Consider the following 11252-nt stretch of genomic DNA (forward strand, 5'->3'; position numbering starts at 1 on the left):
CCTCCCAACCTTGCCGGACGTCGGCGCCAAAGACCAACCGGAAGTCCCGCCAACACGCCAGGGCGGGACGGGAAATGAATTCGCAACAAAAAGGTGGTTGGCTAATTACCATGTCTGACCTATTCCAGGATTACTCTGAGGCTGCCGGCCGCACCGGCGCCTACGACGAGATGTTTGCCCCCGGGCAAAAGGCACGCCAGTCGTATGGCCAGGTTGCGGGTGCCCTGCGGGAGCTGTCCCTGGCAGATGTCAGCGCCCGGGCGGACTCGATGGCGAGGACGTTCCTGGACCGCGGCGTGACCTTTGACTTCGCGGGGGAGGAGCGCCCGTTCCCGCTGGACATCGTGCCGCGCGTCATCCCCGCCGACGAATGGGACGTGCTGGAGCGCGGCGTCGCCCAGCGGGTGCGCGCCCTCGAGGCGTTCCTGAACGACGTCTACGACAAGATGACCGTGGTGTCCGACGGCGTGATCCCGCGCCAGCTGGTCACCACCAGCGCGCACTTCCACCGCGCCGTGCACGGCTTCGAACCCGCGGGCGGGGTGCGCGTCCACATCTCCGGCATCGACGTGGTGCGGGACGCCGCCGGAACGTTCCGGGTCCTGGAGGACAACGTCCGCGTGCCCTCCGGCGTGAGCTACGTGCTGGAGAACCGGCGGGCCATGGCAAAAGGCCTCCCGGAGGCTTTCGGCCAGCAGCTCATCCGCCCGGTGGAGGAATACCCGCGCCGGCTGCTTTCGGCCCTCCGTAAGACGGCGCCCTCGGGCGTGGACGACCCCACCGTGGTGGTGCTGACTCCCGGCGTCTTCAACAGCGCGTACTTCGAGCACACCCTCCTGGCCGGCCTGATGGGCGTGGAACTCGTGGAAGGCCGCGACCTCATCTGCCGCGGCAACCGCGTGTACATGCGCACCACGGCCGGCGAGCAGCGCGTCGACGTTATCTACAAGCGCATCGACGACGATTTCCTCGACCCCCTGCAGTTCCGCTCCGACTCCATGCTCGGCTGCCCCGGCCTGGTCAACGCCGCCCGCGCCGGTGGCGTCACCATCGCCAACGCGGTGGGCAACGGCGTGGCGGACGACAAACTGGTCTACAGCTACGTTCCGGACCTGATCCGCTATTACCTCGGCGAGGAACCCGTGATCGCCAACGTAGACACCTTCCGGCTGGAGGAGAAGGAAGCCCGCGAGCACGTCCTGGACCGGCTGGATGAACTCGTGGTCAAGCCCGTGGACGGCTCCGGCGGCAAGGGCCTGGTGATCGGCCCGGACGCGTCCAAGGACGAGCTCGACGCGCTGCGCAAGCGGATCATCGCCGACCCTCGCGGCTGGATCGCGCAGCCGGTGCTGCAGCTGTCCACCGTGCCCACGCTCAGCGGCGACAAGTTCGGGCCCCGGCACGTCGACCTCCGGCCGTTCGCGGTCAACGACGGCGATGACGTCTGGGTGCTGCCCGGCGGGCTGACCCGCGTTGCCCTCAAGGAAGGGTCGCTGATCGTGAATTCCAGCCAGGGCGGCGGGTCGAAGGACACCTGGGTGCTGGCCGGGTCGCCGCAGGTGCCGGTGGAGCAGCTGCCGCGGCAGTCCGTCACCGTCCGCGAGCGGGTCTCCGTGTGGCCGGTCGAGAGCAACTGGCGCGACCGGCAGTCGGAACAGCAGCAGCAGCAGCAGATTTCTGACGCGCAGGAGGTACCCGCGAATGCTTAGCCGAATTGCCGAATCCCTGTTCTGGATCGGCCGCTACGTTGAACGGGCCGACGGAACGGCCCGTATCCTCGACGTCCACCTGGAGCGCCTGAACCACCTGCCCACCGAGGAGCGGCGCAGCGTTGCCCGCGAGCTGCTCGGCGTCATGGGTGCCCGCCCGCAGAACGAGGACTTCGGGCTGGAGGAACTGCTCCACGCCCTGGCTTACGACAAACACAGCGCCACCTCGATTGCAGGGTCCCTCGGCGCTGCCCGCGAGAACGCCAGGCGTGCCCGCGAAACGGTGTCGTCCGGCCTCTGGGAGAGCCTGAACACCACCTACTACGGGCTGAACCAGCACCGCAAGGACGTGGTGGGCACGTACCGTTTCTGCCATTGGGTGCTCGAGCGCACGGCCATGGTCAGCGGTCTGGCCGACACCACGGTCAGTCACGACGACAGCTGGCTCTTCCTGGCGCTGGGCCGCTCGCTGGAGCGGGCCGACATGACCGCCCGAATGCTCTCCACGAGGGACGTCCTCTCCGCAGGCATGTCCTGGGTGAACATGCTCCGCTGCGCGGGCGCCTACGAGTCCTTCCTGCGGACCCGCCGGGCCGCGTTCGGCGACCAGCACGCGGCCGAGTTCCTGTTGCTGGACCGGCTGTTTCCGCGCTCCATCGTCTACGCCCTGCGCGATGCCGACGATTGCCTGGCGAAGCTGGACCCCTCGGCCCAGCGCGTTGGCTTCATCAACGACGCCCGCCGGATCGTGGGCCAGGCCCGCACCTTCCTGGAGTTCCACCGCACGGACGACCTCATGTCCGAACTTCCGGAGCACATGGAGCGCGTGCAGAAGGCCGTCGCGCAGGCGTCCGACGCCATTTCCCGTAAGTACTTCAATCAGGCGGATGAACTGGCCTGGGTGGGAGAAGTTTCATGACCCGGCTGAGCATCGTCCACAGGACGGGCTACAAGTACAAGGGGCGCGTCACGCTGTCCTACAACGAGGCACGCATGACGCCCCTTACGGACCCGCAGCAGGTGGTGCTGGAGTCCTCCATGAAGGTCACGCCGTCGCAGGCTGCGGTCAGCAGCTACCGCGACTACTGGGGAACCCGGGTCACGGCGTTCGACATGCAGATGCCGCACGAGCACCTGGAAGTCCTTGCCACCACCACAGTGGAGGTCCACCGGGCGGTGCGTGTCCCCTCGGAGGCCGACATTGTGGGCTGGGACGACCTCGCTTTCCCCGAGACGCTCAACCAGTTCAGCGACTGGGTGCCGCAGTCACAGCTCACCGGTCCGGGGGAGGAGGTCTTGGGCATCATCCCCGGCGTGGTTGCAGGCAAGAACCCGCATGAGGCCGCAATGGCCATCTTCGCCTGGATGCGCGGCGAAATGACCTATATGAAGGGCACCACGGGCGTGACCACCAACGCTGAGGAAGCCTGGGGTCATCGCCAGGGCGTATGCCAGGACCTGGCCCACCTCGCCATTGGTGCCCTGCGCAGCTGCGGCATCCCGGCCCGGTACGTCTCCGGTTACCTGCACCCGCGGTCGACGGCGGACATCGGCGAGACGGTGGCCGGCCAGTCCCACGCGTGGCTGGAATGGTGGGACGGAGAATGGCGCAGCTGGGACCCGACCAACCACAAGCCGGCCGGTGACTTTCACGTGACGGTGGCCCGCGGCCGGGACTACCGGGACGTTCCGCCGCTCAAGGGCATCCTGTCCGGCGGCGGCGGCTCGGACCTCAGCGTAAGCGTGGAGATCACCCGCTTGGCCTAAACCGGAGGCGGACTACTCCGGCGAGGACCGCACTGCGCCGCTGAGCTGCGTCCACCAGGTGAGCGGCGGCGTGACCTTGAAGCGCCTGCCGGTGACCGAATCGGGTGTGATGCGCACGAAGTGGTCCTTCTGGCCCGCCTGCCAGGGGAAGAGGTAGAGGCTTGCAGAATCGAGGATTTCCTCGGTGCTCTTGAGGGCTGCAGCTTTCCCCTTGACCACGACGCTCCAGGCCATCCCCGAATCGGCATCCACTCCGTCGGCTTCCAGTGCCACCGGAGATTCCCCGAGGACACCACCAAGTTTGGTGCCCTCAGCTGTTCGGAACACCAGCGTGCCGTGGTCCACGGTGTAGTTGAGCGGGAAAATGTCTGGGTGGTCCTCCACCCAGACTGCCAGCCTGCCGACCGAAACCTGGCGGAGCAGGTGCCAGCACTGGCTGGAATCCAAACGTTCAACGGACTCGTGGGATGCTTCGGCGGGCTGCACGTCGGTCATGGACCTGAGCCTACGCCCGAGCCGCTGGACCCGCCAGATCGGTCCGGGCTACTCAAAAGCCGCCCTGCGGTGGTCTTCGACCCGGGCAGCGCCGGTTTACCAGGGGCTCGCTTTGTAATCCTTCAGGAACACACCGTACTGGTCTTCTCCCTTTTCACCCATGACGATGGGGTCGTAGACCCGGGCCGCGCCGTCCACCAGGTCCAGGGGAGCGTGGAAGCCTTCCTCCATCAGCCGGACCTTGGTGAAGTGCGGGCGTTCGTCGGTGATCCAACCGGTATCGACGGCGGTCATGAGGATCCCGTCGGTTTCCAGCATCTCCTGGGCGCTGGTCCGCGTCATCATGTTCAGGGCCGCCTTGGCCATGTTGGTGTGCGGGTGGCCGGGTCCCTTGTAGGCCCGGGAGAACTGGCCCTCCATGGCGGAGACGTTGACGATGTACTTGCGGCGCGCAGTTGAGCGCTTCATGGCGTCCCGCAGGCGGCTGACCAGCAGGAAGGGCGCGGTCACGTTGCACAGCTGCACCTCTAGCATCTCCAGCGGGTCCACCTCGTCCACCACCTGCGTCCAGCTGTTGATGGTGGCGAGGTCCGGGACCAGGCCACCGGCGTCAATGGCCGTTCCGGCTGCGATCCGTTCCAGGGAGGCCGAACCGGTGGACAGGGCAAGGGACGTGACCGCATCCCCGGCCAGGACCGGGTGTTCGGTGACGCTGCTGGCAATCGCGAGCGGATGCTTGTCGTGCGCGTGGCCGAAGGTGACCAGTTCCGGGCCCCCGTTGGCTGCCTCCAGGGCGGCCGGGAGAGGCTCGTCCTCGGCGTCGACAAGCGGCTTGTAGGCATTGCCGGAGCGGCGCACTGTCTGCGCTGCATTGTTGATGATGATGTCCAGGGGGCCGGCGGCATTGAGGTCATCGGTGAGGGCCATGACCTGCGACGGGTCGCGGAGGTCGATGCCGACGATCTTCAGCCGGTGCAGCCATTCCCCGCTGTCCTCCATGGCAGCGAAGCGGCGCGCGGCGTCCTTGGGGAAGCGCGTGGTGATGGTGGTGTGTGCGCCGTCGCGCAGCAGCCGCAGGGCGATGTACATGCCGATCTTGGCGCGGCCGCCGGTCAGCAGGGCACGCCGGCCGGTGAGGTCAGTGCGGGCATCGCGCTTGGAATGGCTGAACGCCGCACACTCGGGGCACAGCTGGTGGTAAAAGGCGTCCACCTGGGTGTAGTGCTGCTTGCAGATGTAGCAGGGCCGGGACCTGATGAGGTGGCCGGCGACCTTTCCCGTGGCGGACGGGGCGAGTTTGTTGCCGCGCGTCTCGTCGTCGATCCGGTCCGGCGCGGCGGTGGCGGTCTGCGCAAGCACGGCGCGGTCAGCTTCCGCGATCAGGTCGCGCTTGGTCACCCGCCGGTGCCGCTTCACCGCCTTGAACATCTTGCCGGTGGCGCGGCGCACCGAGACGTAGTCGGGGTGTTCCTCGTCGTAGACGTGGATGGCGTTCAAAACCTTGAGGCAGGCTTGAATCTCTTCAGGCGTCAGATCGGCGGAGCTCATTGATCTGATTTTACAGCCTGTGGAGCGTCAGACCTGCCTCAAGGAAATTGCTTGAACAGGGGATCAGGAACGGACGGCCTGCTGCGGCGGGGAGTCCACGCCGACGGCGGCCGCCTGGACCTTGCCCACCTTTTCCACCGAGCTGCGGACCTCGGGCCAGTTCTCCGTGGCAGCCTTTACGGCATCGGGGACCAGGTGCAGGTTCGCGGCGGACAGCGCCCGCTCCTCGTCGCCCGGCTCAGGAACGGCCTGGCCCTTGGAGAGCACAGTGATGCCCGAGTCGGTCACCTTGAAACCGCGCGAGCGGTCCAGTTCCGCGTCGAGGCCGATCGCAGCGCCGGCGGGAACCTTGACGTTCTTGTCGATGATGGCCCGGCGGACCACGGCGCCTTCGCCAATCTGCACCTTGTCCATGAGCACCGAGTCAATGACGCGGCTGGCCGTCCCGACGTAGACATCGTTGGACAGCACAGAACCTTCCACGATGCCGCCGGAGATGACCACGCCGCTGGCCACGATGGAATCAAGGGCCGTTCCCACGGTGTTGTTCCCGCCCCGGACGAACTTAGCCGGCGGGGAAATGCTCTGCCGGGTGTAGATGGGCCATTCGGAGTTGTACAGGTTGAACACCGGCAGCGGCGAGATCAGGTCCATGTGGGCCTCGTAGAAGGAATCAATGGTTCCCACGTCACGCCAGTAGGTCCGGTCCCGCTCAGTGGAGCCGGGAATATCGTTCAGCGTGAAGTCGTAGACGCCGGCCTGACCCTGGTTCACGAAGTAGGGGATGATGTCCCCGCCCATGTCGTGCTTGGTGTCCAGCCGTTCGGCGTCAACGTGAAGGGCGTCCACCAGGGCGTCGGCGTCAAAGACGTAGTTGCCCATGGAGGCCAGGAACTGGGTGGGGTCTGCGGCCAGCCCCGGGGTGGAGGCAGGCTTCTCCACGAACGCGGCGATCTTCTGGGAGTCTTCGGGGTCCACCTCGATGACGCCGAACTGGTTGGCCATGTTGAGCGGCTGGCGGACGGCGGCCACAGTGGCCTTGGCACCGCTCAGGACGTGCTGCTCAACCATCTGGGCGAAGTCCATGCGGTACACGTGGTCGGCGCCCACCACGACGACGATATCGGGATTGGCGTCGCGGATCAGGTTCAGGGACTGGTAGATGGCGTTGGCGCTGCCGAGGAACCAACTCTTGCCGACGCGCTGCTGGGCCGGAACGGAGGCGACGTAGTTGCCGAGCTGCGTGGACATCCGCCACGTCTCGGAGATGTGGCGGTCAAGGCTGTGGGACTTGTACTGCGTCAGGACCACGATCTGCAGGTACCGGGAGTTGACGAGGTTGGACAGCGCGAAATCGATGAGGCGGTAACTGCCGGCAAAGGGCACGCCAGGTTTCGCCCGGTCTGCCGTCAGCGGCATGAGACGGTTTCCCTCGCCTCCCGCGAGGACAATGGCCAGGACTTTCTTCGTTAACGGCATGGTCGCTCCTGTACGCCTTCGTAACTCCCCAAAAAATCCGGTTTGTCCGGACTTTCTTCACACTAGAACAGTTCAACCGTAACGACTACCTTGGGTAACGTGCGAATAGACATTGTGACTAAAGAATTTCCGCCGGAAATCTATGGCGGCGCGGGCGTCCACGTTGCCGAGCTGAGCCGGGTCCTGGCCAAGCATGTCGACCTTCAGGTACGTGCCTTTGGCGCGCCCCGGGACGCCGACTACCATGGCGCCTCCGTGACTTCCTACTCGGTGCCCGAGGACCTGGGTGCAGCGAACGCTGCCGTGCAGACCCTGGGCGTGGACCTGCGCATCGTCCCGGACATCGTCGGCGCGGATCTGGTGCATTCGCACACGTGGTATGCGAACATGGCCGGCCACTTGGCATCGCTGCTGCACGGCATCCCGCACGTGCTCAGCGCCCACAGCCTGGAACCGCTGCGGCCCTGGAAGGCGGAGCAGCTGGGCGGCGGCTACGCCCTGTCCTCGTGGGTGGAGAAGACCGCGTATGAGGCGGCGGCCGCGATCATCGCCGTCTCCGAGGGCATGCGCCAGGACATCCTGCGCAGCTACCCGGAGGTGGACCCGGCCAAGGTCAAGGTGGTGCACAACGGCATCGACGTCAGCCTGTGGAACCGCGACGAAAACGATGACGTCATCCGCTCCCTGGGCATCGACCCCGCCCGCCCCAGCGTGGTGTTCGTTGGCCGCAACACCCGGCAGAAGGGTGTCCCGTACCTGCTGCGGGCGGCCGCCAAGCTACCTGCCGACGTCCAGCTGGTCCTCTGCCTCGGCGCGGCGGACACACCGGAACTCGCAGCGGAGACCGCCCGGCTGATCGAGGAGCTGCAAAGCCAGCGCAGCGGCGTGGTGCTGATCGAGCGCATGCTTCCCCGCAACGAGCTGATCCAGGTCCTCAGCCACGCCACCGCTTTCGCCTGCCCCTCCATCTACGAACCGCTCGGTATCGTGAACCTCGAAGCGATGGCCTGCGGCGCTGCCGTGGTGGCCAGTGCAACCGGCGGCATCCCCGAGGTGGTCAACCACGGCGAGACCGGCCTGCTGGTGGAGCTCGAACAGGTGACCGACGGTACCGGCACCCCGCTGGATCCGGAGAAGTTCGTCAGCGAGTTCGCCGCGGCCCTGACGGAGGTTGTGTCGGACCCGGACCGTGCCCGCGCCATGGGCCAGGCCGGCCGCAAGCGCGCCGAGGAGCACTTCTCCTGGGAGTCGATCACCCAGACCACGCTGGACGTCTACCGTTCCGTCCTCAGCTAGCGTCACCTAATACAGCTCCCGACGGCGGGGACCTCCTTAGGCGGGTTCCCGCCGTCGGGCGCTGTGCTGTTCAATGGCTGGCTGAACGTGGGGCCACGACCGCAGCGTCCCCCGGCCGAGCTTGCGAGGTTAGGGAGCGGTTGGGGAGGGGCGGGAACTACTGAACTTCTCCGGTACGGGGGCTATGCCGCTGGCGCGCTGCAGCCGGTAGTAGTCCCGTGCCTCGTCCTGGCGGACTTTTTCAGCGCCGGTGGCGATGGCGGCGCGCAGGTGGGCCGGGCCGTAGCCAAAGGCGTCCACGAGGTCCAGCGCATGCGGCCGCAGCTTGACCAGGAGCCGGTTGATGTACCCGCCCACGGTCCGGGCGCGCTGCATGGAGAGCCTGCCGTTCATTAGGTACCACGAGAGGTTGTTCTCGATGAGGGACAGCCCGAACAGGTCGCGAAGCCACGTCAGCACGGTCCTGGTTCCCGGGTCGCTGACCCTGCCCAGGGCCTCGGTGAAGGCCTCCCACTGCAGGAGTTCGGCGTGCGCCCGGGCGGCATCGATGAGTTCGTCCTGGTGCTGGTTGAACAGGGCGGACGCTTCGCGCTGCGGCAGCCGGTTGGCGCCCCTGAGGGCCGCGGCTGCTTCTGCAACCATCGTCTGGACGCGGTCGGTGAGCAGTGCGCGCTGGCTTTCCTCGTCGCGAAGGGCAATGGCCGCCTTCTGGACGGAGCCGTTGTCGGCCATGAACTGTGCCACCTGGCGGAGGCCCGTGCGGTGCACGGCGGTGCCGGCGGCCTGGTTGACCACGTACCGTGCCAGCACCCCGAACGTCGCGCTGCGGAATTCCTTGGCGTAGTCGGCCAGCAGCCGCTTGGCCACGAGCTGCAGCAGGACGGTGTTGTCGCCCTCGAACGTGACATAGACGTCCAGGTCGGCGCGGAGCGAGGCGAAGCGGTTCTCAATCAGGAACCCGGCTCCGCCGCAGGCTTCCCGGCATTCCTGCAGCGTATCCAGTGCGTGCCAGGTGCTCAGCGGCTTCAGCGCCGCGGCCAGGGTTTCCAGGTCCTGGCGGTCCTCGTCGGAATCGTGGGCGCCGGAAAAGACGTCATCCAGCTTTTCGAGCAGCTGATCATGCGCGAAACCCGCGGCGTACGTGGTGGCCAACCGGGTGAAGAGCCGCCGCTGGTGCCGCTGGTAGTCCAGCAGCACCTCTTCCTCGACGGGGGACGAGGCGTTGAACTGCCGCCGTTCGGTGGCGTAGGTGATGGCCGTCTTAAGTGCGATCTTGGACGCGGCGACGGCGGCGCCGTCAAGGCTCACTCGGCCCTGCACCAGCGTGCCGAGCATGGTGAAGAACCGCCGCCCGGGGCTCGCGATGGGGGAGGTGTAGTTGCCCTCGGCATCCACGTCGCCGTAGCGGTTCAGCAGGTTAGTGCGGGGGACACGGACATGGTCGAAGTGCAGCCGGCCGTTGTCGATGCCGTTGAGCCCGCCCTTCACGCCGTCATCCTCGCCGCCGATCCCCGGCAGGAATGCCTTGGTGGCGCGGTCACGCAGGTCCACGTAGAACGCGTGCACGCCGTGATTGACCCCGCGCGTCACCAGCTGGGCGAACACCACGGCACCGAGGCCGTCAATGGCCGCGTTGCCGATGTAATCCTTCCAGGCGGCGCGGAACGGGGTGTGGATCACGAACTCCTGCGCGTCCGGATCATAGGTTGCCGTGGTGGCGATGCTGGCGACGTCCGAACCGTGTCCCGTTTCGGTCATGGCGAAGCAGCCCGGGATGTCCAGGTTCATGATGCCCGGAAGCCACTTCTGGTGGTGTTCCGGCGTGCCCAGGTGCATCACGGCCGAGCCGAACAGGCCCCACTGCACACCGGCCTTGATCTGTAGGGACGGGTCTGCGGTGACCAGTTCCTCAAAGCCGGCGATGTTGCCGCCGTGGTCGTCGGACCCGCCGAACCTGGCCGGGAAGGCACGGTGGACGGCGCCGCTGTCCACAAGGTGCTTCAGCTGTCCGAAGGTGCGCACCCGGTGCTCCGTGTGTGTGAGGCCTTCCGTCTTGTGGAGCTCCTCGCGTGCGGCCAGGTCACGCGCCTGCCGGCGGACGTCTGCCCACTTGCCCAGGAGCAGCTCACCCAGAGCGGCGACGTCGACGGCGGGCAACGGGCCTACCGTCCCGGCGGCTGCTTCATGGGTGGTTATGCCCTGGCGGTCCGCTACTTCAGTCATGTCGATTCCGTTCGTTGGTATTGACAGGTTCCGGTGCTATTGAATGTCCGTGAGTTCCGGCGCGATGCCGACGCACAGCCAGTCGGTGATCTGGCGTGCCATGGTTTCCTGGTCCGGCTTGGCCGGGGAGTCCGGACTTGCCAGCCATTGCTCGCCGGCGTTCCGGACCAGGCCGATGGCGGCATTGGGCCAGTAGCCGATGACGGACTCCCTGCCTTCGCCGAGGTGGGCCCGCATGGGCGTGGCGATCATGTCCGCGATGGCATCAAAGAAGTGGCCCAGGGCGCCGGCCGTCGTGATCGAGGTGGGACCGCCGTCGGGCTCCGCAGCAGAGTACCGGGTCACAAACGTGTAGACGTTGGGGCTGGTTTCAGCCATCTGGAGGTAGGCCGAGACCATGGCGAACAGACCCTCCCGGGGCGTCTGCGCGCTCTGCGCCGCTTCCTTGATGCGCTGCTGCATCTGTCCCAGCACCACTTCCCCCACCGCCTGCTGCAGGCCGGCTTTGTCGCCGAAGTACCGGTAGAACACCGACTTGGAGGTGCCGGCCGCGGCGGCAATGTCCTCCATCGACGCGTCGCTGCCGAGCGTGTGCACTGCCCGCCGGGCGGCCTTGATGAGTTCGCGCCTGCGTTCTTCCCGGTGCCCCTGCCAGCGCGAGGCGCGACCGTCCACGGCTTCTGAGGTGGGGGCCGGCGACGCGGCCGGGGGAATCAAGTTCACGATACCCAGCGT

Annotated in this window: 9 protein-coding genes; 4 read left to right on the forward strand and 5 right to left on the reverse strand. The window is 66.8% G+C overall.

Annotated elements, in window-relative coordinates:
* Positions 1-110 precede the first annotated feature (110 nt).
* Genes QFZ23_RS13505 through QFZ23_RS13515 form a run of 3 tightly spaced genes read left to right on the forward strand, consistent with a single transcriptional unit; the run spans position 111 to position 3476 of the window.
* Entirely contained in the window at positions 111-1709 is a 1599-nt protein-coding gene (locus tag QFZ23_RS13505; protein ID WP_306923656.1) for a circularly permuted type 2 ATP-grasp protein, read from the forward strand.
* Entirely contained in the window at positions 1702-2628 is a 927-nt protein-coding gene (locus QFZ23_RS13510) for an alpha-E domain-containing protein (RefSeq protein ID WP_306923657.1), read from the forward strand. The genes QFZ23_RS13505 and QFZ23_RS13510 overlap by 8 nt, the downstream gene beginning before the upstream one ends.
* On the forward strand, positions 2625-3476 hold the full coding sequence (locus QFZ23_RS13515; RefSeq protein ID WP_306923659.1) for a transglutaminase family protein: 852 nt from the start codon (positions 2625-2627) through the stop codon (positions 3474-3476). Before QFZ23_RS13510 ends, QFZ23_RS13515 begins: the two co-directional genes overlap by 4 nt.
* Before the next feature lie 12 nt (positions 3477-3488).
* Here the strand turns inward: QFZ23_RS13515 and QFZ23_RS13520 are convergent, their stop codons facing one another.
* From QFZ23_RS13520 to glgC, 3 genes are all read right to left on the reverse strand, one after another.
* The gene (locus QFZ23_RS13520; protein WP_306923661.1) at positions 3489-3971 is read right to left on the reverse strand and encodes a pyridoxamine 5'-phosphate oxidase family protein; all 483 of its coding nucleotides are present in this window, start codon (positions 3969-3971) and stop codon (positions 3489-3491) included.
* A 96-nt stretch (positions 3972-4067) separates the two neighbouring features.
* Entirely contained in the window at positions 4068-5519 is a 1452-nt protein-coding gene (locus QFZ23_RS13525) for an SDR family NAD(P)-dependent oxidoreductase (RefSeq protein WP_306923662.1), read from the reverse strand.
* A 63-nt stretch (positions 5520-5582) separates the two neighbouring features.
* Positions 5583-6998 (reverse strand): glucose-1-phosphate adenylyltransferase, encoded by a 1416-nt coding sequence (glgC, locus tag QFZ23_RS13530; RefSeq protein ID WP_306923663.1) that lies wholly within the window; start codon positions 6996-6998, stop codon positions 5583-5585.
* Positions 6999-7097: 99 nt separating this feature from the next.
* Here glgC and glgA point away from each other — a divergent pair, with 99 nt between their 5' ends.
* Entirely contained in the window at positions 7098-8294 is a 1197-nt protein-coding gene (glgA, locus tag QFZ23_RS13535; protein ID WP_306923665.1) for a glycogen synthase, read from the forward strand.
* 129 nt (positions 8295-8423) lie between these two features.
* On the opposite strand, the gene QFZ23_RS13540 is transcribed toward glgA, so the two are convergent.
* Positions 8424-10517, reverse strand: a complete 2094-nt coding sequence (locus QFZ23_RS13540; protein ID WP_306923666.1) for an acyl-CoA dehydrogenase family protein — start codon at positions 10515-10517, stop codon at positions 8424-8426.
* Between the two features lie 36 nt (positions 10518-10553).
* Positions 10554-11192, reverse strand: coding sequence for a TetR family transcriptional regulator (locus tag QFZ23_RS13545; protein WP_373427938.1), 639 nt, complete (start codon positions 11190-11192; stop codon positions 10554-10556).
* Positions 11193-11252 lie beyond the last annotated feature (60 nt).

The organism is Arthrobacter globiformis (genome assembly GCF_030818015.1).
GTDB lineage: Bacteria > Actinomycetota > Actinomycetes > Actinomycetales > Micrococcaceae > Arthrobacter > Arthrobacter globiformis_C.